Source organism: Sphingopyxis sp. (assembly GCF_050725615.1).
In the GTDB taxonomy this organism is placed as follows: Bacteria; Pseudomonadota; Alphaproteobacteria; order Sphingomonadales; family Sphingomonadaceae; genus Sphingopyxis.
Window position 1 is genome coordinate 1 of the sequence record NZ_JBOHHU010000072.1, and the last position, 21,773, is coordinate 21,773.

Consider the following 21,773-nt stretch of genomic DNA (forward strand, 5'->3'; position numbering starts at 1 on the left):
ATCGCGGCGCGCGCGGACTTGGCTCAGCCGAGCGCCTTTTTCAGCAACTCGTTGACCACCTGCGGGTTCGCCTTGCCCTGCATCGCCTTCATCGTCTGGCCGACGAAGAAACCGAACAGCGCTTCCTTGCCGCCCTGATATTGCGCGACCTTGTCTGCGTTTGCGGCCAGAATCTTGGCGATCTCGCCCTCGATCGCGCCGGTGTCGCTCGTCTGCTTCAGCCCGTCGCGCTCGACGATCACCCCCGCCGCGTCGCCGCTTTCGAGCATCTTTTCGAACACCGCCTTGGCGATCGTGCCCGAAATCGTGCCGTCGGCGACCAGGCCGAGCAATTCGCCCGCCTGCGCCGGGGCGACCGGGCAATCCTCGAAGCTCTTGCCGAGCCGGTTGAGCGCCCCGAACAGCTCGCTCGTCACCCAGTTCGCCGCCGCGACCGGCTTCGCGCCGGTTTCGAGCAGCCCATCGAACCACAAAGCGCTTTCGACCTCAGCGGTCAGCACATCGGCGTTATAGGCCGAAATCCCGGCCGCCAGATAGCGCGCGCGCTTGGCGTCGGGCAGCTCGGGCAGACTATCGCGGCATTCGCTCAGGAAATCATCGTCGAGGATCAGCGGCAGCAGGTCGGGATCGGGGAAATAGCGGTAATCATGCGCATCTTCCTTCGACCGCATCGAGCGCGTCTCGTTGCGGTCGGGATCGTAGAGCCGCGTTTCCTGCACCACCGTGCCGCCGCTTTCGATCAGCGCGACCTGACGCTTCGCCTCGCCCTCGATCACCGCCATCACGAAGCGCACCGAATTGACGTTCTTCGTCTCGGTGCGCGTGCCGAACTCGTCGCCGGGCTTGCGGACGCTGACGTTGACGTCGGCGCGCATCGAGCCCTCTTCCATATTGCCGTCGCACGAGCCGACATAGCGCAGGATCGAACGCAGCTTGCGCACATAGGCCCCCGCCTCGGCGGGCGACCGCATGTCGGGGCGCGAGACGATCTCCATCAATGCGACGCCCGAGCGGTTGAGGTCGACGTACGACATCGTCGGATGCTGGTCGTGCATCAGCTTGCCGGCGTCCTGTTCGACATGAATGCGCTCGATCCCGATGCGCTTGGCCTCGGGCAGGCCAGCCTTTTCATCCGCCTCGATCGTTAGCGAACCTTCGCCGACAAGCGGATGATAAAGCTGCGAGATCTGGTAGCCCTGCGGCAGATCGGCATAGAAATAATTCTTGCGGTCGAACCGCGACCATTTGTTGATCTCGGCCTCGATCGCCATCCCCGTACGCACCGCTTGACGGATACACTCACGGTTCGGCACCGGCAGCATCCCGGGCATCGCCGCGTCCACGAGGCTCACCTGCGTATTGGGTTCCGCGCCAAACGCCGTCGCGGCGCCCGAGAACAGCTTGGCGTTGGAGGTGACCTGCGCATGGACCTCTAGGCCGATCACAACCTCCCACTCGCCGGTTTCGCCCTTGATGCGATAATCGCTCATCTTACCACCACTTCTCGGCGCGGGCGTTGAAACCCGCCCGCTCTTCAATTGCCAGCCCCGCATTCAGCACGCCCTGCTCGTCGAACGCCTTGCCGATGATCTGCAGCCCCAGCGGCAGCCCTTCGCGGTTCAGCGCCGCGGGGACCGACATCGCGGGCAGCCCCGCAAGGCTCGCGGGCACCGCAAACACGTCGTTCAAATACATCGCCAGCGGATCGGCCATCTTTTCGCCCAACCCGAACGCCGCCGACGGCGCGGTTGGCGCGAGGATCACGTCGCACGCCCCGAACGCCGCGTCGAAATCGCGCGCGATCAGCGTCCGCACCTTCTGCGCCTGCGTATAGTAGGCGTCATAGAAACCCGCCGACAGCACATAGGTGCCGATCATAATGCGGCGCTTGACCTCGGGCCCGAAGCCGTCGGCGCGCGTCGCGGCGTACATGTCCTGCAAGCCCGCACCGGTCGGCAGATCGCGCAAACCATACCGCACGCCGTCATAGCGCGCGAGGTTCGACGACGCCTCGGCCGGCGCGATGATATAGTAAGTCGGCAGCGCATATTTGGTGTGCGGCAGGCTGATCTCGACGACCTCGGCCCCCGCGTCCTTCAGCATCGCAATGCCGGCATCCCACATCGCGTCAATCTCGGGATCGATGCCCTCCAGGCGATATTCCTTGGGAATACCGACCTTCTTGCCTTTGAGATTGCTCGACAAAGCCGCTTCCCAATTGGGCACGTCCATGTTCAGGCTCGTCGCATCCTTCGGATCGAAGCCCGCCATATTTTCGAGCATGATCGCGCAGTCCCTGACGTCGCGAGCCATCGGCCCCGCCTGATCGAGCGAGCTTGCAAACGCCACGATGCCCCAGCGCGAGCAGCGGCCATAGGTCGGCTTGATCCCCGAAATGCCGGTGAAGGCTGCGGGCTGGCGGATCGAGCCGCCGGTGTCGGTCCCGGTCGCCGCAGGGCAAAGCCGCGCCGCGATCGCCGACGACGAACCGCCCGACGAACCGCCCGGCGCGAGCGCGGCATTGCCGCCGTCCTTGCGCTTCCACGGGCTGATGACATTGCCGAAATAGCTGGTCTCGTTCGACGAGCCCATCGCGAACTGGTCGAGGTTGAGCTTGCCGAGCATCCCGCAACCCGCGCCCCACAGCTTCGCCGACACCGTCGATTCATAACGCGGCACAAAGCCTTCGAGCATATGGCTCGCCGCCGTCGTCTGCACCCCGTCGGTGCAGAACAGATCCTTCATGCCGATCGGCACGCCCGACAGCGGTTTCAGCGTCCCCGCCGCCCGATCGGCATCGGCCTGTTTCGCGGCGACAAGCGCATGTTCGGGGGTCTCGACGATAAACGCATTGAGCGCCTTGGCCGCAGCGACATTGGCGCTGAACGCCTCCGCCACCTCGACCGCGCTGAAATCGCCCGCACGGTGGCCGTCGCGAATTTCCGCGACTTTAAGGTTGGTCAGGTCGGTCATTATTCGATCACCTTGGGCACGCCGAAAAAGCCGTGCATCGCCGCCGGCGCGTTCGCCAGCACATCGTCGCGGCGGTTGCCGCCGGTCAGCGGGTCGGCGTCGATCACATCGTCGCGCAGCCGCAGCGTGTTGGGGATCACGGCGGTCATCGGCTCGACCCCGGTCACATCGACCTCGCCGAGTTGCTCGACCCAGCCGAGGATACCGTTCAATTCGCCTTCCATCGCGGCGGCTTCCGCATCGCTGATCGCGATGCGCGCCAGCGACGCGATTTTCCTTACCGTTGCCTGATCGATTGCCATTCATCTTGCCTTTGCGGGAGAAGCTGCGCCGCTAGCATCCTCCCCCGCGCGCTTCAAGGCGGCGGCGCGATTCTCACTCGAAATCCTCGCCGACCGGCTTGCCGTCGACGAAGACCTGTTGCCGCGTCACCGGCCGCACCTCGACCACCGCCTTCTCCAACTCGTCGATCGTCAGCCCGCGCGTCATATCGCCCGAACGGAATGCGTCATAATCCTCGGCCCATTTCCCGGTCTTCGCATCGCGCTGCAACAGCCCGATATTGCCCCCGCGACTGACCACGGCGATGCGGCTGTCGCCCAGCACATAGGCAATGCACGGCGCGGTCTTGCACTGGCCCTGCCCGTCCACCACGGCGTAAGCCTCCGCCGGCAGGCTGCGGCCGGCGGGAAAAATGCGGATCTTCTGCTCGATCGGCTTCGCGCCATAGGTCATGTCGCTTTCGTCGACCGTGTCCCCCGACCCATTGAGCTCCCAGCGGTCCTTCGCCTTGAGCGCCCAGTCGGCGAGCTTGGCGCGTTTTTGGTCGACCGACTTCGCCACCTCGCCAAGCGCCGCCCGCCCGCTCGGCCCGAAATCGAACGCCAGCGCCGCCCAGTCGAATTTCTCGGCCTTCACCGCCCCCGATTGCAGCCGTGCCAGCTGGTCGCGCGTCGAAATCGCGCCGAAATCGACGATCGGCAGCGCGAGGAACAGCGCGAGCAGGGTCAGCCCGATCGCCAGCTTCTGCTGCAACGGCCGCAGCACGTCGTCGAAACCGATCCGCCCCCGCACCACCGACCAGACCCCGGCCAAACCATAAGCCAGCGCGATCATCGCCGCGATCACGCCCCACAACCGCTCGGGGGTCCAGCCGTACTGGATCACGCGCAAATGCATCGAATAGAAGGCGATGACCGCGAGCGGCAGCACCGCGACGACGAGCACCGCCGCCGCGCCCTGCAAAAATCGGTTCGCCGCGCGATCCTCCCGGCCGTTGCCGATCACCGCATTGGCGAGCAGCACCGCGAACGCCGCCGCCGCCATCATTAGCGCCGCCGTCGAAAAGCCCGAATCCCACAATTTCGTCAGTCCCGTGCCGAGCAGCGACAACAGGAACAGGACGAGCGCCGCGGCCAGCACCGGCGCCAGCACCGCGAGCACGATCATCACCAGCCGCTGCAACGTGGAGACCAGCTTGTCGCGCTCGCGCAGCAGCCCGACCGCGCCGCCGAACGCCGCGCCCGCCAGCATCCACGGGAACCAGCCCTGTTCGAACAAGCGCATCACCAGATGGATGCCGATCAGTTCGAACATCTGCCCGATCAGCAGCACCAGCAAGAAGGTCAGACCGGTAAACGCCAGCGCCGCGGCGCCAATCACCGCATCGGTCCACGCATGGCTGTGCAGCCGCTCATAGGGCATCTGCCATAGCTTCCAGAAGCGCCAGTCGGGCGCGACATCGCGCCGGGTCTGGAACAGGGGCGTCGCGATCAGCACCGCGAGCAGCCCCGACCAGAAGGGCCATTCGAACGGCGACGCATCGACATTATAGCCCGCCGACATCCACACGATCAGCGCGATCACCGCGCCCCACAACAGCGAAAAGCCAAGCGCCCATGTCCAGCGCCGCAGCTCGACTCCCAGCACGAAGACCAGGGTCGAAACCGTGATGAACGCCGCCAGCGCATTCGCCGCCGGATCGTGGTTCGGCGCGTACCGCCAGTCGATCGTCAGGTGAAAGGCGAGTCCCGCGACCGCGCAGATCGCCGCCATGATCCACGGCCGCAACGGCCAGGGCGCGTCGCTGTCGTCCAGACGGTGCGACATTCGGGGCGAATCGGGCGCGGGCCCGCTTGCGTGGGTGTCGGTCATCCCCACATCTGGGCTTGTTTCGTGCCGCTTCGCAAGCCAGATAGCGCGGATCGGCACCGGAGGACCGGACCGTTTCCCGTTCGTGTCGAGCGAAGTCGAGACACCCTCAGGTCGTGTATCGTCGGTGGGCATCTCGACTTCGCTCGATGCGAACGGATAAAGAGGCAAAAACCAGACCGCCTCCCCTCTCCCCGCCCCCACTGGAGCCCCGATGGCCCGCAAATTCCTCTACCTCATCGCCGCCGTCATCTTCCTCATCCTGGGTGTCGGCCTCGCCTATCAGTTCGCGCCGGGCTGGTTCGCGCGCACCGCACTCGTCCCCAGCGCCGACTTCGTCGAACAGACGGCGGCGGCGCCCAACGCCTATGACGACCCCAAAATGTGGTTCTCGCGTCCCGGGATCGAGAATGATCCGTCCGACTGGCGCCCGCCCGAACCGGGCGGCGACGGCCGCGCCCCGGACAGCGCCAAGGCGGCGACCGACAAGCTGATCCCGCTCGCCAAGGCCGCGTCCCCGACCCCCGACGCCGACACCGAGGCGGCGCCGAAGGGCGACGCCGCAATCTTCTTCGTCCACCCGACCAGCTATTACAGCCGCTCGAGCTGGAACGCCCCGCTCGACGACCGCGATGCCAATTATCGCGCCACCCTGTTCATGCAGGGCATGGCGAGCGCGTTCGGCGATGCCGGCGAAGTCTGGGCGCCGCGCTACCGCCAGGCGACTTTGGGCGCCTTCCTCGCCGAGGACCGCGTCACCGCAGGCAAGGCGATCGACGCGGCGTATCGCGACGTCGAACAGGCGTTCGACGCGTTTCTGGAGAGCATCCCGAAGAACAAGCCGATCATCCTCGCCGGCCACAGCCAGGGCGCGCTGCACCTCACCACGCTGCTCAAGAACCGCATCGCCGGCACCCCGATCGCCAAGCGTATCGTCGCGGCATACATCATCGGCTGGCCGGTTAGCGTCGACACCGACCTCGCCGGGCTCGGCCTGCCCGCATGCGAAACCCCCGAGCAGAAGAACTGCATCCTCAGCTGGGCGAGCTTCGCCGAACCCGCCGATCCGTCGATGGTGCTCGGCGCCTATGACGGCACGATCGGCTTCGACGGCCGCCCGCGCCGGGACACGCGCATGCTGTGCACCAACCCGCTGACCGGCATCCCCGACACAACGGCGAAAGCAAAGGCCAACATCGGCACGCTCAAGCCGCTCGACGGCTTCAAGGGCGGCTCGCTGATCGCGGGCAAGATCGGCGCCCGATGCGACGACACGCGCGGCCTGCTGATGGTCGGCAATGCCGATATCGCGAAGGACTATGCGCCAAGCTATGTGCTGCCGGGCAATAATTACCATGTCTTCGACATCACTTTGTTCTGGGCGAATGTCCGCGCCGACGTGTTGCGGCGCCTTGCGACCTTCGAGGGCAAGCCCTCGCCGGTCCCGCCGCCGGCCGAGCCCGAACCAGTGCCCGCTTCGGCCAAGCCGACTCCCACGGCGCCTGCGCCAACCGAAAAGGCCAAGTCCTAACTCCGTTGGTGTCGGGCAAAGTCGAGACACGCTGGGGACGCGCAACGCCTCAGCGTGTCTCGACTTCGCGCGGCACCAACGGCTAGAGAGGACGGACGATGATCACCACCGCCGCCCCCGATTTCGCCGCCACGCTCCCGAACGGCGGTCGCCTGATGGGACTCGATGTCGGCACCAAGACCATCGGGGTCGCCTTCTGCGATGTGAACTGGAGTTTCGCGACCCCCGACAAGACGATCATCCGCAAGAAATTCTCGGTCGATCTCGAAACGCTCAAGTCGCTCGTCGCGCAGCACAGCATCATCGGCCTCGTCGTCGGCCTGCCGCTCAACATGGACGGCAGCGACAGCCCGCGCACCCAGTCGACCCGCGCCTTCGCACGCAACCTCGCGCCGCTCGCCCTCCCGATCCTGCTCTGGGACGAACGCTGGTCGACCGCCGCCGTCGAGCGCGCGATGATCGCCGCCGACGTCAGCCGCGCCAAGCGCGCCGAACGCGTCGACAGCGCGGCGGCCGCCTTCATCCTGCAGGGCGCGATCGATGCGCTCACGCGTGGCTGAGGTGGCCGGCTTGACCCAATATCTCCTCTACTGGCTCATCGCCGCCAATGGCATCGCCTTCATCCTGATGGTGATCGACAAACGCCGCGCCGAAAACGGTGACGACCGCATCAGCGAAAACACCCTGCTCGGCTGGGCCTTTTTCGGCGGTGCGGCGGGCACCGTCCTGGCGTCTCGGCTCGTCCGCCACAAGACGCGCAAACAGCCTTTCGCCGCGACCATGTTTGCCTACCTCGCGCTCCAGCTCGTGCTGCTCGCTCTGTGGCTTTTCGGTTTCCTCGATCCGCTCGCCGCCACGGCGCTTGCCTATTGGCGCGCCGCCTCTTAAACGCTCGGCTTTAATGACAAGCGCAACCCTCCGACCCGCCAGCGACTATCCGCCCGGCGGCGATGCCTTTCGCCATCGCCACCTGATCGGCATCGCCCAGCTCACCCCGTGGGAGATTTCCTACGTCCTCGACGCCGCCGAGCAATGGGTCGACCTCAACCGCAGCGGCGCCGCGAAGCATGACGACCGGCTCGCGGGCCTGACCATCATCAACGCCTTTTTCGAAAATTCGACGCGCACTTTGCTGTCGTTCGAAATCGCCGGAAAACGCCTCGGCGCCGACGTCGTCAACATGCACGCCGCGCAGTCGAGCGTGAAGAAGGGCGAGACGCTGATCGATACCGCGATGACCTTGAACGCGATGCGCGCCGACGCGATGGTGATCCGTCACGGCAGCTCGGGCGCGGTCCAGCTCATCGCCGACAAGGTCGACTGCCCCGTCCTCAACGCCGGCGACGGCCGCCACGAGCATCCGACCCAGGCTTTGCTCGACGCACTCACCATCCGCCGCCGCAAGGGCAAGGTCGAGGGCCTCACCATCGCGATCTGCGGCGACGTGCTGCACAGCCGCGTGGCGCGCTCGAACATTCTCGCGCTGACCCTGCTCGGCAACGAGGTTCGTATCGTCGCACCGCCGACGCTGACCCCGCCCGCGATCGACCGCATGCATGTCACCAGCTTCACCGACATGGATGAGGGTATCAGGGACGCCGACGTGGTGATGATGCTCCGCCTCCAGAACGAACGCATGGACGGCGCCTATCTGCCGTCGGCGCGCGAATATCATGCCCTCTACGGCCTCACCCCCAAACGGCTCGAAAAGGCCAAACCCGATGCGATCGTCATGCACCCCGGCCCGATGAACCGCGGGGTCGAGATCGACTCCAGCGTCGCCGACGATCCCGTGCGCTCGACGATCACCGAGCAGGTCGAAATGGGCGTCGCGGTGCGCATGGCGTGCCTCGATATCCTCACCCGCCGCAAACGGAAGGTCGCAGGATGGGCGTGACCCCGCTTCATATCATCAATGCCCGCCTGCTCGGCGGCGATCCTGGCAGCCTGCTCGCGGTCGACGGCCGCATCGCGGCGCTGAACCCGAGCGACGTCCCCGACGGCACCGAGGTCGTCGATGCGCGCGGCCTATGGCTCGCCCCCGGCATCATCGACCTCGGCGTCTTCGCGACCGACAAGCCCGCCTTCCATTTCGGCGGCATCACCCGCGCCGCGCTGATGCCCGACGCCGGGCCGCTCGACAACCCCGGGCTCGTCGAACGCGCTGCCAAGGGCGGCAAGCCCGACCTCTGGGTCCATCCCCTCGCCGCCGCCACCAAAGGGCTCGAGGGCCGCGAACTCGCCGAGATCGGCCTGATGAAGCAGGCCGGCGCCCGCGCCATCGCGACCGGCCGCGCGCGCATCGCCGACAGCGGCGTGATGCGCCGCGTGCTCAGCTACGCCGCCGCGCTCGACCTCGTCACGATCATCCATGCCGAGGATGAGGGCCTCACCGCCGGCGCGGTCGCGACCGACGGCGAAATGGCGACGCGCCTCGGCCTCGCTTCCGCTCCCGCTATCGCCGAGGCGATGGCTATTTCGCGCGACCTCGCGCTCGTCGAGGAAACCGGCGCGTCCGTTCATTTCCGCCAGGTCACCACCGCGCGCGGGCTCGACCTGATCCGCGCCGCGAAGGCGAAGGGCCTGCCCGTGCTCTGCGGCATCACCCCCGCGCATCTGCTGCTGTCCGACACCGCGACCGGCGATTTCCGCACCTTCGCGCGCCTGTCGCCGCCGCTGCGCAGCGAGGATGACCGCCACGCCTGCCTCACCGCGCTCGCCGACGGCACGATCGACATCCTCGCCTCGGGCCACGACCCGCGCGGCCCCGAAGACAAGCGCCTGCCCTTTGCCGAGGCGCTGCCCGGCATGGCGGGCGCCGAAACCCTGCTCGCGCTTGGCCTCGGCCTCGTGCGCGATGGCCATATTTCGCCCGAACGCCTGTTCGACCTGCTCGCCGCCACTCCCGCCTGTCTGCTCGGCGTCGATGCCGGCCAGCTCAAAGTCGGCATGGAGGCCGACCTGATCCTGATCGACGAAGGCACGCCCTGGCAGGTCGACGCCAAGAAGATGGCCGCCTGGGCGGGCAACACCCCTTTCGACGGCATGCCGGTTCAGGGCCGCGCCACCGCGATGTGGAAGGGCGGGCAGCGCATCCGCTGACCGGGTCGTGCGCCAGACGAAAAAGAAGCCCGCCGGAAAACCGACGGGCTTCCAGAAAAACAGGATGACCGTTTCCGGCCATCCTGTGCTTGGGTCGCCCCCATGGAATGACCCATTTGACCCCCGCCCGCGCTACCCATATGGGTAGGATCGAAACATTTTTGCAGGATATGATTATCTGCTGATAAATGGGGATATTCTTCCCCATCCGACCGTCCAGCCCACCGCTGTCGTCTTTTGGGGGAAGCCGATGCCGAACGAACAGGTCCAGATTGCGCCTTCCGGCCATAATGCGTCGGCCGAATGGGAGGTTCTCAACGGGCTGATCGGCGAGATTTACGATTCGGTGCTGCATCCCGAACGCTGGAACGAAACCCTCGCCAACATCACCAACGCCCTCTGCCCGCTGAGCTGGGACGCGGCCTTCATCCTCTGGGAAAACAGTAGTCCGCCGGGCGCGCGCTTCGTCGCGGCGACGGGCCTCGCCGCCGGGGTGCAGGAAATCTATGCCGCCGTTTATGCGGGACGGCATGAATGGTCGTCCAAGATGATGCGCTACGGCAATGGCAGCGTGATCGACAGCAACGACATTATGACGCGCGAGGAGTTCGCCAAGACCGAATTTTCGCGCAATTTCCTGGCTCCCTGGGGGATCGACCGCCTGATCGCGGTGCTGCTCGACCGGCGCGGCGGCGAGCGTCTGGGGTTGCTCATCCCCGGCCCCGGCGACCGCGACGTCGATCGGCTGAAGCGCGGCCTGCGCACGCTCGCGCCGCATATCCAGCGCGCGATGCGGATCAGCGACCGGCTCGCCACGCTCGAACTCGCCGCCGGCGCGGCGCGGGCGGCCGCCGATGCCGCGCCCTTCGCGATCTTCAGCCTCGACGACCAGCTCGGCATTCTCGCCGCCAACAGCCGCGCCGGGCAATATGAAAAGGCGGGCTTCATCCACATCACGGGCGACCGCTTCGCCTTCACCCATCCCGCCAGCCAGAAACGGCTGCACGACCTCTTGCGCAGCCCCAATCCCGCCGGGATCGCCTTTCAGGCGCTCGGCGAGGACGGCCGCGAATGCCCCGTGCTCGTCGCGCGCATCGCCCGGCAATCGGCCCAACAGATCGGCGGCGTCGTGCTCGGCGCGTCGCTGATCGTCACCCTGGGCAGCGCGCCCGGCGAAACGCCGGTGGTCGAGGTCGACCGCGTCGCGCAATGGTTCGGCCTGACCCCATCCGAAGCGCGGCTGGCGGTCGCGCTGGGCGCCGGCCAGACCGTGCAGGATTATGCCGCGCAGCGCGCGATCAGCGTCAACGCGGCGCGCTTCCTGCTGAAGGGCGTGTTCCGCAAGACCGGCGCGACGAGCCAGGCCCAGCTCCTCGCCACCCTCGCGCGGCTGCCGATCCCCGCCGAGGGCTAGCGCCAGTCGCGGCGTCGCTCGCCGACGCGAACGACATGATTGCCCAGATTTCCCTTGTCAGTTTCCGCCCGATCGGTGTCCTGTCGGTTTCGGGTATCGACGGGGGACCGCCATGCAGAGTCGAGGGGCGAAAAATCCGGGGCGCAGCGCACTTGCCTGCCTGGCCGTCGCTATGGGCAGCGCGGTGATGATCTGGACCGGCGTGCGCGACATGACCGCATTGGGCCACGAAACGGGCAGCACGGCCGTCCGGGTCGGCGCCGGCCTCTTCCTGCTCATCCTCAGCACGATCTTCTCGCTGAATTTCCTCTGGGGCCATCGCATCGTCGAAAATCTGCGCAGCGGGCGGACGCGATATAGCAGCTGGGTCGTGACGCCGACCGACTATGACCGCTTTCGCCAGATCGACGGCCATTTTGCCAACAGGGAAGAAAGCAACGACTACCGGTCGCTGAAAGCCGTGCCGGACGAAGGCGTCGAGGTCGTCTTTTCGCGCGATGGCGTGTTGATCGGCGATCGCTATTTCGGCCTCGCCAGCACCGGCCTCAATCGCTTCGACAAGGCCGCGATGATCCGCTCGGATCCGCCGATGCTCGAATTCGGGATGGTGACGACCTCGGCGACCAACATATCGACCCTGCGGTTTTTCCGCATCCATTCGGTCCTGCGCGTGCCGGTGGCGTCCGATGCCGCGATCCAGGCCGAAAAGGTGGCCGGTCATTTCCAGGCAGTGCTGCGGGGCGAAGTGATCGTCCATCCCGACTTCTGGAAACGTCGCATCCGGTTCGGGTTGGTCGGCGCGGCGGTTTGCGCGGGGCTCGCCGGGCTGGGCTTCCTGCTCGCCGACCGCAACGACGAGCTCGATAATATCCCGTTGTTCCTGGCGGTTGCGGGGACGATCATGGCGATCGGCGGACTCATCCTCGCGCTGAAAAGCTGGAGCTTCGACCGCTCGCGCCGGCCCCGCTAGTCGTCCATCCAACGAAAAGGGGCGCCGCCTTTCGGCCGCGCCCCTCGTCTCTCGTCTCTCCCGAAACCGGGGTTTTGGTATCAGCGCGACGCCATGCGCAGCGGGGTGCCGCGCGCGGCCCATTGGATGCTTTCGCTGCCGCCCATCTCGCGGATGAAGCATTTCTGGCCGTCGGCGCGCAGCTGGCTGCACAGCATGTTGGCGTCGGCGCGCGTCTTGATGCCGTTGACGGTCAGGCGATAGAAGGTGCGCCCCTTGACGTTCGCGGCATGGCTCGACGCAGGGAAATTCGCCAGCATCGCATTGCGCGATTTCAGCGCGCCCCATTTTTCCTTGGCGATCCCCAGGCTGTCATAGGCGCCGAGCTGCACCGCCCAGCCCGAAGGCTTTTTGGCGTCAAAGGCGAGCTGCGGCATGAATTTGGTGGCGAGTGCGCGCGCTTCCTCGTGGAACGGACGCTCCTTGGCGGCCTCGCCCGCCACGCGCGGCGCGGCGCGATAGGGCGCGGCCTCAGCCATGATCACCGGCGCGGCAGCAACGGGCGACGGCAGTTCGGTAACCGGCACCACGCCATTGGCGTCGCGCTGCGGCATCGGCAGTTCGACGGTGCGGATTTCCGATGCGTCCACCGCCGGCGGCGGCGGCGCGAAAGCATCGACCGGCGCCGGATCGGCGCTGGCAAGCACCATCGGCGCGTCGGCGGCGGCCATTTGCGTGTCGGCGAAGTTCGCGAGCGCGAGGCGCACCGGCATGCCGGCATCGGTCTGCGTCTTGACGCCGATCAGGCTGGCGACGCGGACCTGGCTATTCTCTTCCTTGGCGAGCTGCGACCATTCGGCCATCCGCCCCTCGACCTTCGCGAGCGACAGATCCTGCGACGCGAGGATACGTGCCTGCGCCCAGCGACCCGACAGCGCGAGCGCCAGCGCGAGGTTCTGGCGGGTGCGGGCGCTGGCGCCTTCGGCGCGCGCCGCTTCGCTCAGCACATAGATCGCCGATTCATTATCGCCGGCGAGCGCGAGCGCGAGCCCCGTGTCGGGCGCGGGCAGGCTATCGCGATAGGCGTTGAGCAGCGCCATCGCTTCGGGCGTCTTGTTCTGCGCGATGTTGGCGAGGGTCAGCGCCAGCACGGTGTTGCTGTCGGTGACGCCCAATTCCATCGCCTCGGTCAGCGCGGCCGAGGCCGAGGCGAAACGCCCGTCGCTGAGATAGGCCTGGCCGAGCAGCGCGCGATAGCTGCCGTCGCGCGGGCTCGCCGAAACGGCCGCTTCGGCGAGGGTGACGGCCTTGCTCGTCTTGCCCGCTTCAAGCGCGGTGCGCGCCATGCTCGCCGATTTCACCGCGGTTTCGGGTTTGCCGAGCATATTCGACGGCGCGTTCGCCATCTTGCTCATGCTGCACCCGGTGGTGGTCAGGCCGAGCACGAAGCCCGACACGGCAAGCTTCATCAGCAGGTTGCGGTTCATCACAGGTCCCCCTTGTTCACTTCGGCTGCATCGTCTGGCGCGGCGGACGCGCGGCCGGCAGACGGCTCGCCATCGCGTCGATTTCGGGCAGCGTTGACAGGAATTCGTCGAGCAGGTCGGTCAGGATGACCTGCGACGACCGGTTGGTGACCGCGCTCGCCAGCCGCAGCCGCAGATGGCGCTCGGCGTCGAGGCGCAGCGTGAAGGCCGCCTTGTCGCGGGCACGGAGCGCACGCGGCGCGCGCGGCGCTTTCGGCTCCACAGGGCGTTGTTCCACCTTGCGCGCCACGGCGGCGACGCGGTCGCTCAGCGATTCCTGCTGGCGCACGATTTCGGGAATGACCGGAACAAAGGGCTCTTCCTCGCCCTCTTCGGCGTCCTGGCCCAGCCAGTCTTCCGCATAATCATGGCCGACGCTGTCATCGACGGCATGTTCAGCCTCGATATTATGCGCCGGGACCGATCCGGTCAGCAGCGGCTTGAGGTCGACCATATGCGTCGGTTCGCTCGACTGCACCGGATCGACATCATAACCCATGTCGTTCCAGCCGAGATCGTCATAACCGACGGCGTGGGTCGGCGCCGGGCCGCTGCCGAGCGGCTGGCGGCGCATCGCGGGGCGTGCCGCGCCCTTGCGAGCGAGCAGGCCGGCGTTCAACGATGCGAGGGGTTTGGGTTCGCCCATGGCTTCCATCTCCCCTTACTGACCGGCGATGCGGCGGCCGAAACCGCCACCCATCGGACGGACGGTGCCGTAACCCGACTGGGTCGGCATCGGGGCGGAGAAGACGGTGCGGCGGAAATTCTTTTCGAGCCGGTCGTTCATATATTGCCACAGCTGGCGGATTTCGTCGGCCGAGCGGCCGTTGGGATCGACCTCCATCACCGTGCGGCCGTCGATCATCGACGCGGCGTAATCGGTGCGGTGGTGCAGCGTGATCGGGGCGACGGTGCCATGCTGCGACAGCGCGACGGCGGCTTCGCTGGTGATCTTGGCTTTCGGAGTGGCGCCGTTGACGACGAAGACCAGCGGTTTGCCGGCGCGTTCGCACAGATCGACGGTGGCGCCGACGGCGCGCAAGTCGTGCGGCGACGGGCGCGTGGGGACGACGATCAACTCGGCGACCCCGATGACGCTCTGGATCGCCATGGTGATCGCGGGCGGCGTATCGATGACCGCCAGTTTAAAGCCCTGCTGGCGCAGGATCTCGAGGTCGGAGGCCAGCCGCGCGACCGTCGTCTGGGCGAAGGCCGGCAGATCGGTCTCGCGCTCGTTCCACCAGTCGGCGAGCGAGCCCTGCGGATCGATGTCGATCAGGACGACGGGTCCTGCGCCGGCGAGTTGGGCCTGCACCGCCAGGTGCCCCGACAATGTCGTCTTGCCCGACCCGCCCTTTTGTGAAGCCAATGCCAAAACGCGCACAGCCGTCCCCCTAATGTGACCACGAATTGGCGGTGGAATGCCATGCAGGGAGCTAAGATTGGGTTAACGATGTGAAAAAGTCGGTAAACGCTTCGTTGGAGACCATGGTAAACGGCGACTTAAGATGAAGTTGTGCCGTATCGGATCAGAATCACTCTGGTCGACGCGTCGCTAACGGGGTGTTAGCCATTATCGCCTAGCGCCGGGCCGGGGACTGTCGACCGCCCGGAGTTCGGGCGCTCGCACGTCAGTGGAGATTGTCATGCGTTTCATCCGCACCATCGCATTGCTGAGCCTGCCCTTGCTGGCGGCGGCGCCGGCGCTCGCGGCCCCGGCGGCGACCAAAGCCGCCGCGCCCAGCGTCAAGGACGGCGTCGACCAGTGGGAGGCCGGCTCGCCGCAGCAAGCGGTGTCGATCTGGCGCCCGCTCGCGCTCGCGGGCGACGCCGACGCGCAATTCAACCTCGGTCAGGCCTATAAACTCGGTCGCGGCGTGCCCGCCGACCTGGTGCAGGCCGAAGACTGGTATCGTCGTGCCGCGAAACAGGGCCATCTCCAGGCCGAGGATAATCTCGGCCTCGTCCTGTTCACCGCCAACCGCCGCGAAGAAGCGATGCCTTATATCGTGCGCTCGGCGGCGCGGGGCGAACCGCGCGCGCAATATGTCCTCGGCACCGCGATGTTCAACGGCGACCTCGCGGCGCAGGACTGGCCGCGCGCCTATGCACTGACCAAACGCGCCAGCGACGCCGGGCTCGGCATCGCCTCGGCGCGCCTCGCCCAGCTCGACAGCCTGATCCCGCTCGACCAGCGTCAGGCCGGCCTCGCCCTGCTGCCCGAGATGGAAAAGGCCGAACAGCGCGAACGCCTCGCGGCGGTCAACGCCGCCGCGCCGCCGCCTGCCAAGCCTGCGGCCTCGCCGGTCAAGACCGCCAGCCTGCCCGCCTCGGTCCCCGGCACCAGCTATTCGCCGCCCCCGGTGATCAAGAGCGAGCCCCCCGCCTCGCCCCCCACCTCACCTGCGCCGCTGCCCGCCCCGCGTGTCGCCGTGCCGACGCCGATCAAGACCGCCGACCTGCCCGCCTCATCGGCCGCCCACGCCGCCGCGACCGCTGCTGCCGAAGCCACGGCCGAAGCCGCCGCAGCGGCCTCGTCGACGCCCGGCACCAGCTACGCCGCGCCGCCCGAAAGCGGTGACCTGCCGCCCGTCGCCGCCACCCCGGCCCTGCCGCCGAAACCGGCGCCGACCCCGGTCAAGGCGGCCCCGCCCAAGCCGCAACCCGCCGCGCCCGCCGCAGCGGTCGCCACCGCCCCGGCCGACAACTGGCGCGCCCAGCTCGGCGCCTTCTCGCAGGACGGCAATGCGCGGAGCCTGTGGACCGCGCTCGAAAAGAAATATCCCGGCCTCGCCGCCCGCCAGCCCTATCTGGTCAAAAGCGGCAAGCTCACCCGCCTCCAGGCCGGCAATTTCGCGACCAGGGCCGACGCCGACAAATTCTGCGCGACCGTCGGATCGGCGAGCCAGCCCTGCGTGGTGATGCGCGGCAAATAGGTCGGGGGTCGGTGCCAGCAGGTTCTTGCTTCTGAATGGAAAGCTGACCGTCCCCTATTTCCGTTCGTGTCGAGCGAAGTCGAGACACCCATCAGGAGCGCCTGTCTTAGGGGTGTCTCGACTTCGCTCGACACAAACGGGATGCACAGGGCGGCTTGCCAGCTCTCGCGGTTTCGCGCCCTGCCGCGCAAAACCACTCCCTACCCCAGCAATATCTTTTCCATCGCCTTGCCCCTGGCAAGCTCGTCGATCAGCTTGTCGAGATAGCGGATCTCGCGCATCAGCGGCTCCACGACATTTTCGACCCGCACCCCGCAAACGACGCCGGTGACCCGTTCGCGCGCCGTATTCATCGCGGGCGCAGCGCCAAAAAAGTCCTCGAAGCTCGTGCCCTTCGCCAGCTCCGCCTCCAGCGCGTCCTGGCTATACCCGGTCAGCCAGCGGAAAATCTCATCGACCTCGGCCTTGGTCCGCCCCTTTTTCTCGGCCTTGGCGATATAATGCGGATACACGCTCGCGACGCTGATCGAATAAATGCGATGCTGGGTCATGGGCTTCTCCAAAGTCGCGCGATAACCTGCCCCGCCCGGTCCACCCGTCGGCAATCGGGTCGTTAGTCACCATTCCCATGCGCGACAAACGGCGGTTGGCCGTTCAACGCGAACCCGACTTTCGCGCTCAGATGGACAGGCAGGGCTTGTGCCAGTTTGAGCATTTGATCATCTGGCAAGGACGAGAATATCAGATAGACAAAACCATCGTCGCCCTTTTCGACCTTCGAGGGAATGATCCCGCGTGCGGCAAGATGCGCGATCGCCTCGCTCTCCTGTTCAGGCATGACGCTGAATCGGACGGGCGCTTGTCTTGCCATCCGCTCTCTATCCCATCACCCACGACCGCCGCGGATAGCCCTGCGCCCACAGCAGCGCGGTCAGGTCATGGTGCCGGATCACCGCCGCCGCCGCCTCGCCCGCCGACGGGTGCGGGTAATAGCCGACCCCCAGCCCCGCTGCGGTGATCATCGGAATGTCGTTGGCGCCGTCGCCGACCGCCAGCGTCTCGGCGAGCGGCAGGCCGTGCTTCGCGGCTTCGGCCTTCAGCGTTTCCAGCTTCGCGGCGCTGTCGATGATCGGTTCGAGCACCCGGCCCGACAATTTGCCGCCCGAAATCTCCAGATGGTTGGCGACCACCTTGTCGAAGCCGATCGCCTCGCCCACCGGATCGGCAAAGGCGGTGAAGCCGCCCGACACCAGCACCGACCAGGCCCCATGCGCCTTCATCGTCTGCACCAAAGTGCGGGCGCCGCGCGTCAGCCGCACCCGTTCCATCCGGCATTCGGCGAGCACGCTTTCGGCCAGTCCGCCGAGTAGCCCGACGCGCTCGAACAATGCGGCTCGGAAATCGAGCTCGCCGCGCATCGCGCGCGCGGTGATCGTCGCGATCTGGTCCTTGATCCCGGCATAGTCGGCCAGTTCGTCGATGCATTCGACCGTGATCATCGTCGAATCCATGTCGGCGATGATCAGTTTCTTGGTGCGGTCACCCAGCGGCTGCACCACCACGTCGAGCGCGCCATGGTCCATTTTCGCCAATTCTTCGCGCGCGCTGACCAGGCTGCCCTGGAACACGATGTCGGCCGCATCGCCGACGTCGAGCCAGTGCGGCGCCCCGACGTCATGCCCCGTCGCGTCCAGTCGGTCGATGCCCTCGCGAACGACCTCGTCGGTCAGCTTCCCGGCTGCTATCAGCGTCGCTACGAACATGGCATCTCCTTCTTCCTCTCTTCGGCCCCCACCCTCTCGGGCACGTCCGCCTGTCGCACTTATCGCCGGACCGACCGCCAGCGGCAAGAGCGCTTTGGCGGTCGCGCTGGCTCGGGCTCTGGGTAACGGCGTCGTCGTCAACGCCGACGCCAGCCAGGTCTATCGCGACCTCGCCATCGTTTCCGCGCGCCCCACGGACGACGAGATGGCGGGCGTACCCCACCATCTTTTCGGCCATGTGGGCGCCGCCGAAGCGCATAACGCCGCGCGCTGGTCCGACGAGGCGCGCGGGGTCCTCTCGGACGCCCATGCTGCGGGGAAGGTTCCCATCCTCGTCGGCGGCACCGGTCTTTACCTGCGCTCGCTGCTCCATGGCATCGCCCCGGTTCCCGAAATCGATCCGGCCGTGCGCGCGGCGGTGCGCGCGATGGAGGTCGCCGACGCGCACGCCGCGCTGGCCGCCGCCGACCCCGCCGCCGCCCGGCGCCTCAACCCCGCCGACCGCACCCGCGTCGCCCGCGCACTCGAAGTCGTCCGGTCGACCGGCCGCACCCTCGCCGAATGGCAGGCGGCGCAGGAGGGCGGCATCGCCGACGCGATCAGCCTCACCCCCTTCCTCCTCCTCCCGCCGCGCGACTGGCTGCGCGCGCGCTGTGACACAAGGCTCGAAGCGATGTTCGACGGCGGCGCGATCGCCGAGGTCGAGGCGCTGCTGGCGCGCGACCTCGACCCCGACCTCCCCGTCATGCGCGCCATCGGCGTCCCCCAGATCGCGCAATATGTGCGCGGCGCGATCGGCCGCGCCGACGCGCTCACCCTCGCCCAGGCGGCGACCCGCCAATATGCCAAGCGCCAGTTTACATGGTTTCGCCACCAGCCGCCGGCCGATTGGCCGCGCCACGAAGAGTCATTAAACAACGACAATATCGACAAAATAGCAATAATATTACGTGATAGGCTGTTGACAAGATAGAATCATATACCTATTGCCCGCCGACCTGTTGCAGCGCACAAGCCCCCGCTTGGCCGGGCTGGCAGGATGAAAGGAATGCAAGTCGTGACGGAAATGAGCGGTGCCGACATGGTGGTTCAGGCGCTGGTCGACCTTGGGGTCGACACGGTGTTCGGCTATCCGGGCGGCGCGGTGCTTCCGATCTATGACGCGCTCTTCAAGCATCCGACGATCCAGCATATCCTCGTCCGCCACGAACAGGCGGCGACCCATGCGGCGGAGGGTTATGCGCGCTCGACCGGCAAGCCCGGCGTCGTGCTCGTCACTTCGGGCCCCGGCGCGACCAACGCGGTCACCGGGATCACCGATGCGCTGATGGACTCGATCCCGATGGTCGTGCTCACCGGCCAGGTGTCGACCGCGCTGATCGGCACCGACGCCTTCCAGGAATGCGACACCGTCGGCATCACGCGCCACTGCACCAAGCATAATTATCTGGTGATGGACCCCGAACGCCTCGGCCCGATCCTGCATGAGGCTTTCTATATCGCGACCCACGGCCGCCCCGGCCCGGTGGTGATTGACATTCCCAAAAATGTGCAGGTCGCGACCGGCAATTATGTGGTCCCCGAAAAGATCGCGCACAAAAGCTATCGCCCGCAGGCCGAACCCGAGCCCGACGCCATCGCCGAAGCCATCGCGCTGATCGCCGCGGCCGAACGTCCGGTCTTCTACACCGGCGGCGGCGTCATCAACGCCGGCCCCGATGCCAGTGCGGCGTTGCGCCAGCTCGTGTCGCTCACCGGCGCCCCGGTCACCTCGACCCTGATGGGGCTCGGCGCCTTCCCGTGCGACGATCCCAAATGGCTCGGCATGCTCGGCATGCACGGCACCTACGAAGCCAATATGGCGATGAACCGCGCCGACCTGATCGTCGCGGTCGGCGCGCGCTTCGACGACCGCGTCACCGGCCGCCTCGACGCCTTCGCGCCCGAGGCGAAGAAGATCCACATCGACATCGACCGCAGCTCGATCAACAAGATCGTCGCCGTCGACCTCGCCATCGTCGCCGACGCCGGCCGCGCGCTCGACGCCTTGATCGCCGCCTGGCAGGATGCGGGTCACAAGCCGCGCGACCTTGGCGAATGGTGGCGCCGCGTCGATGGTTGGCGCGCGACGCGCTGCCTCGACTTCCCCGAAAAGAAGGAAGCCGGCGCCGAAATCATGCCGCAGCGCGCGGTCAAAGCGCTGTTCGACGCGACGCGCGGCATGGACCCGATCATCACCACCGAGGTCGGCCAGCACCAGATGTGGGCGGCGCAACATTTCGGCTTTTCGGCTCCCAACCGCTGGCTGACTTCGGGCGGCCTGGGCACCATGGGCTATGGCTTCCCCGCCGCGGTCGGCGCGCAGATCGCGTACCCGAACCGCCTCGTCATCTGCGTCGCCGGCGAAGCCAGCCTGCAGATGAACATCCAGGAAATGGGTACGGTCAGCCAGTATCGCCTGCCGGTGAAGATCTTCATCCTCAACAACCAGTGGATGGGCATGGTCCGCCAATGGCAGGAACTCACCTATGAAAGCCGCTATTCGAACAGCTATTCGGACAGCCTGCCCGACTTCGTGAAGCTCGCCGACGCCTATGGCTGGACGGGCCTGCGTATCGACACGCTCGGCGAGCTCGAGGACGGCATCCGGACGATGATCGAGACGCCGGGACCGGTGATCGTCGACTGCCGCGTCGCGCAGCTCGCGAACTGCTTCCCGATGATCCCGTCGGGCGCCGCCCACACCGAAATGCTCCTCCAGCCGAGCGACGTCACCGGCACGATGGACGACGAAGCCAAGGCACTGGTGTAAGACATGAAAATCAAAACCGAAGCGGGCGAGCGCCATGTGCTCGCCGTCACCGTCGATAACGAGGCGGGCATTCTCGCCAAGATCACCGGGCTGTTCTCGGCGCGCGGCTATAATATCGAAAGCCTGACCGTCGCCGACATCAGCGCCGACCATGCGCTGTCGCGGATCACCATCGTCACCTCGGGCCCGCCCGCAGTGATCGACCAGATCATCGCGCAACTCGACCGGCTCGTGCCCGTCCACAATGTCGTCGACCTCGCCGACCAGGGCGCGCATGTGGAGCGCGAGATCGCGCTCGTCAAAGTCGCGGGCACTGGCGAAAAGCGCATCGAGGCGCTGCGCCTCGCCGACGTCTTCCGCGCCAAGGTCGTCGATACGACGCTCACCAGCTTCATCTTCGAAATCACCGGAACGAGCGACAAGGTCGACCGCTTCATCGCGCTGATGCGCGAATGCGGGCTGGTCGAGGTCGGCCGCACCGGCGTCGTCGCTATCGCCCGCGGGGCGGAGGCGGTTTAGAGTTTACGCATTGGGTTTCAACTTATCGTCACCACGGACTTGATCCGGGGTCCCGCTCGGCAACGGTGATCAGCGGGACCCCGGATCAAGTCCGGGG

General features: G+C 66.8%; 21 protein-coding genes. 11 read left to right on the forward strand and 10 right to left on the reverse strand.

The window, feature by feature from the left end; translation table 11 throughout:
• Window positions 1–23: 23 nt before the first annotated feature.
• From gatB to ACREB7_RS15510, 4 genes are all read right to left on the reverse strand, one after another.
• Window positions 24–1,490 carry an Asp-tRNA(Asn)/Glu-tRNA(Gln) amidotransferase subunit GatB gene (gene gatB, locus ACREB7_RS15495; RefSeq protein ID WP_431593175.1) on the reverse strand — a complete coding sequence of 489 codons (1,467 nt, stop codon included), beginning with the start codon at window positions 1,488–1,490 and terminating at the stop codon, window positions 24–26.
• A gap of 1 nt (window position 1,491) precedes the next feature.
• Complete coding sequence (gene gatA / locus ACREB7_RS15500) at window positions 1,492–2,973, reverse strand: Asp-tRNA(Asn)/Glu-tRNA(Gln) amidotransferase subunit GatA (RefSeq protein WP_431593176.1); 1,482 nt, start codon at window positions 2,971–2,973, stop codon at window positions 1,492–1,494.
• Entirely contained in the window at window positions 2,973–3,275 is a 303-nt protein-coding gene (gene gatC / locus ACREB7_RS15505; RefSeq protein WP_056349827.1) for an Asp-tRNA(Asn)/Glu-tRNA(Gln) amidotransferase subunit GatC, read from the reverse strand. Before gatC ends, gatA begins: the two co-directional genes overlap by 1 nt.
• Before the next feature lie 73 nt (window positions 3,276–3,348).
• Window positions 3,349–5,127, reverse strand: coding sequence for a DUF4153 domain-containing protein (locus ACREB7_RS15510; protein ID WP_431593177.1), 1,779 nt, complete (start codon window positions 5,125–5,127; stop codon window positions 3,349–3,351).
• Between the two features lie 211 nt (window positions 5,128–5,338).
• On the opposite strand from ACREB7_RS15510, the gene ACREB7_RS15515 reads away from it, so the two are divergent.
• The 7 genes from ACREB7_RS15515 (at window position 5,339) to ACREB7_RS15545 (ending at window position 12,141) form a co-directional block, all read left to right on the forward strand.
• On the forward strand, window positions 5,339–6,655 hold the full coding sequence (locus ACREB7_RS15515; protein ID WP_431593178.1) for a DUF3089 domain-containing protein: 1,317 nt from the start codon (window positions 5,339–5,341) through the stop codon (window positions 6,653–6,655).
• A gap of 98 nt (window positions 6,656–6,753) precedes the next feature.
• The gene (gene ruvX / locus ACREB7_RS15520; protein WP_431593179.1) at window positions 6,754–7,215 is read left to right on the forward strand and encodes a Holliday junction resolvase RuvX; all 462 of its coding nucleotides are present in this window, start codon (window positions 6,754–6,756) and stop codon (window positions 7,213–7,215) included.
• 10 nt (window positions 7,216–7,225) lie between these two features.
• Window positions 7,226–7,543 carry a DUF1294 domain-containing protein gene (locus tag ACREB7_RS15525; RefSeq protein ID WP_431593180.1) on the forward strand — a complete coding sequence of 106 codons (318 nt, stop codon included), beginning with the start codon at window positions 7,226–7,228 and terminating at the stop codon, window positions 7,541–7,543.
• A 13-nt stretch (window positions 7,544–7,556) separates the two neighbouring features.
• Window positions 7,557–8,552 carry an aspartate carbamoyltransferase catalytic subunit gene (locus ACREB7_RS15530; RefSeq protein ID WP_431593181.1) on the forward strand — a complete coding sequence of 332 codons (996 nt, stop codon included), beginning with the start codon at window positions 7,557–7,559 and terminating at the stop codon, window positions 8,550–8,552.
• The gene (locus ACREB7_RS15535; protein WP_431593182.1) at window positions 8,543–9,757 is read left to right on the forward strand and encodes a dihydroorotase; all 1,215 of its coding nucleotides are present in this window, start codon (window positions 8,543–8,545) and stop codon (window positions 9,755–9,757) included. The genes ACREB7_RS15530 and ACREB7_RS15535 overlap by 10 nt, the downstream gene beginning before the upstream one ends.
• 250 nt (window positions 9,758–10,007) lie before the next feature.
• Window positions 10,008–11,171, forward strand: a complete 1,164-nt coding sequence (locus ACREB7_RS15540) for a helix-turn-helix transcriptional regulator (protein ID WP_431593183.1) — start codon at window positions 10,008–10,010, stop codon at window positions 11,169–11,171.
• A 184-nt stretch (window positions 11,172–11,355) separates the two neighbouring features.
• A complete protein-coding gene (locus ACREB7_RS15545; protein ID WP_431593184.1) occupies window positions 11,356–12,141 on the forward strand; it encodes a hypothetical protein in 786 nt (261 codons plus the stop codon).
• Window positions 12,142–12,221: 80 nt separating this feature from the next.
• On the opposite strand, the gene ACREB7_RS15550 is transcribed toward ACREB7_RS15545, so the two are convergent.
• Genes ACREB7_RS15550 through ACREB7_RS15560 form a run of 3 tightly spaced genes read right to left on the reverse strand, consistent with a single transcriptional unit; the run spans window position 12,222 to window position 15,030 of the window.
• Window positions 12,222–13,607: an SPOR domain-containing protein gene (locus ACREB7_RS15550; RefSeq protein ID WP_431593185.1), complete on the reverse strand. Its 1,386-nt coding sequence runs from the start codon at window positions 13,605–13,607 to the stop codon at window positions 12,222–12,224.
• A 16-nt stretch (window positions 13,608–13,623) separates the two neighbouring features.
• Window positions 13,624–14,292, reverse strand: coding sequence for a hypothetical protein (locus ACREB7_RS15555; protein ID WP_431593186.1), 669 nt, complete (start codon window positions 14,290–14,292; stop codon window positions 13,624–13,626).
• 15 nt (window positions 14,293–14,307) lie between these two features.
• Window positions 14,308–15,030, reverse strand: coding sequence for an AAA family ATPase (locus ACREB7_RS15560; RefSeq protein ID WP_431593187.1), 723 nt, complete (start codon window positions 15,028–15,030; stop codon window positions 14,308–14,310).
• A 262-nt stretch (window positions 15,031–15,292) separates the two neighbouring features.
• Between ACREB7_RS15560 and ACREB7_RS15565 the strand changes: the two genes are divergently transcribed.
• Window positions 15,293–16,582 carry an SPOR domain-containing protein gene (locus ACREB7_RS15565; RefSeq protein ID WP_431593188.1) on the forward strand — a complete coding sequence of 430 codons (1,290 nt, stop codon included), beginning with the start codon at window positions 15,293–15,295 and terminating at the stop codon, window positions 16,580–16,582.
• A gap of 200 nt (window positions 16,583–16,782) precedes the next feature.
• On the opposite strand, the gene ACREB7_RS15570 is transcribed toward ACREB7_RS15565, so the two are convergent.
• The 3 genes from ACREB7_RS15570 to serB form a co-directional block, all read right to left on the reverse strand.
• The gene (locus ACREB7_RS15570; RefSeq protein ID WP_431593189.1) at window positions 16,783–17,133 is read right to left on the reverse strand and encodes a DUF2200 domain-containing protein; all 351 of its coding nucleotides are present in this window, start codon (window positions 17,131–17,133) and stop codon (window positions 16,783–16,785) included.
• A 62-nt stretch (window positions 17,134–17,195) separates the two neighbouring features.
• Window positions 17,196–17,453, reverse strand: coding sequence for a hypothetical protein (locus ACREB7_RS15575; protein ID WP_431593190.1), 258 nt, complete (start codon window positions 17,451–17,453; stop codon window positions 17,196–17,198).
• A 7-nt stretch (window positions 17,454–17,460) separates the two neighbouring features.
• The gene (gene serB, locus ACREB7_RS15580; RefSeq protein WP_431593191.1) at window positions 17,461–18,345 is read right to left on the reverse strand and encodes a phosphoserine phosphatase SerB; all 885 of its coding nucleotides are present in this window, start codon (window positions 18,343–18,345) and stop codon (window positions 17,461–17,463) included.
• Between serB and miaA the strand changes: the two genes are divergently transcribed.
• From miaA to ilvN, 3 genes are all read left to right on the forward strand, one after another.
• Window positions 18,344–19,318 (forward strand): tRNA (adenosine(37)-N6)-dimethylallyltransferase MiaA, encoded by a 975-nt coding sequence (miaA, locus tag ACREB7_RS15585; protein ID WP_431593192.1) that lies wholly within the window; start codon window positions 18,344–18,346, stop codon window positions 19,316–19,318. The genes serB and miaA overlap by 2 nt on opposite strands.
• An 84-nt stretch (window positions 19,319–19,402) precedes the next feature.
• Window positions 19,403–21,157, forward strand: coding sequence for a biosynthetic-type acetolactate synthase large subunit (gene ilvB, locus ACREB7_RS15590; RefSeq protein ID WP_431593194.1), 1,755 nt, complete (start codon window positions 19,403–19,405; stop codon window positions 21,155–21,157).
• Window positions 21,158–21,160: 3 nt separating this feature from the next.
• Window positions 21,161–21,676, forward strand: coding sequence for an acetolactate synthase small subunit (gene ilvN / locus ACREB7_RS15595; protein ID WP_431593193.1), 516 nt, complete (start codon window positions 21,161–21,163; stop codon window positions 21,674–21,676).
• Window positions 21,677–21,773 lie beyond the last annotated feature (97 nt).

Excerpts from the sequence above, each read along its gene's own strand:
- gatB (WP_431593175.1), bottom strand. The coding sequence starts at position 1,490 with ATGAGCGATTATCGCATCAAGGGCGAAACCGGCGAGTGGGAGGTTGTG.
- gatA (WP_431593176.1), bottom strand. The coding sequence starts at position 2,973 with ATGACCGACCTGACCAACCTTAAAGTCGCGGAAATTCGCGACGGCCAC.
- gatC (WP_056349827.1), bottom strand. The coding sequence starts at position 3,275 with ATGGCAATCGATCAGGCAACGGTAAGGAAAATCGCGTCGCTGGCGCGC.
- ACREB7_RS15510 (WP_431593177.1), bottom strand. The coding sequence starts at position 5,127 with ATGACCGACACCCACGCAAGCGGGCCCGCGCCCGATTCGCCCCGAATG.
- ACREB7_RS15515 (WP_431593178.1), top strand. The coding sequence starts at position 5,339 with ATGGCCCGCAAATTCCTCTACCTCATCGCCGCCGTCATCTTCCTCATC.
- ruvX (WP_431593179.1), top strand. The coding sequence starts at position 6,754 with ATGATCACCACCGCCGCCCCCGATTTCGCCGCCACGCTCCCGAACGGC.
- ACREB7_RS15530 (WP_431593181.1), top strand. The coding sequence starts at position 7,557 with ATGACAAGCGCAACCCTCCGACCCGCCAGCGACTATCCGCCCGGCGGC.
- ACREB7_RS15535 (WP_431593182.1), top strand. The coding sequence starts at position 8,543 with ATGGGCGTGACCCCGCTTCATATCATCAATGCCCGCCTGCTCGGCGGC.
- ACREB7_RS15540 (WP_431593183.1), top strand. The coding sequence starts at position 10,008 with ATGCCGAACGAACAGGTCCAGATTGCGCCTTCCGGCCATAATGCGTCG.
- ACREB7_RS15550 (WP_431593185.1), bottom strand. The coding sequence starts at position 13,607 with ATGAACCGCAACCTGCTGATGAAGCTTGCCGTGTCGGGCTTCGTGCTC.
- ACREB7_RS15555 (WP_431593186.1), bottom strand. The coding sequence starts at position 14,292 with ATGGGCGAACCCAAACCCCTCGCATCGTTGAACGCCGGCCTGCTCGCT.
- ACREB7_RS15565 (WP_431593188.1), top strand. The coding sequence starts at position 15,293 with ATGCGTTTCATCCGCACCATCGCATTGCTGAGCCTGCCCTTGCTGGCG.
- ACREB7_RS15570 (WP_431593189.1), bottom strand. The coding sequence starts at position 17,133 with ATGACCCAGCATCGCATTTATTCGATCAGCGTCGCGAGCGTGTATCCG.
- ACREB7_RS15575 (WP_431593190.1), bottom strand. The coding sequence starts at position 17,453 with ATGGCAAGACAAGCGCCCGTCCGATTCAGCGTCATGCCTGAACAGGAG.
- miaA (WP_431593192.1), top strand. The coding sequence starts at position 18,344 with ATGGCATCTCCTTCTTCCTCTCTTCGGCCCCCACCCTCTCGGGCACGT.
- serB (WP_431593191.1), bottom strand. The coding sequence starts at position 18,345 with ATGTTCGTAGCGACGCTGATAGCAGCCGGGAAGCTGACCGACGAGGTC.
- ilvN (WP_431593193.1), top strand. The coding sequence starts at position 21,161 with ATGAAAATCAAAACCGAAGCGGGCGAGCGCCATGTGCTCGCCGTCACC.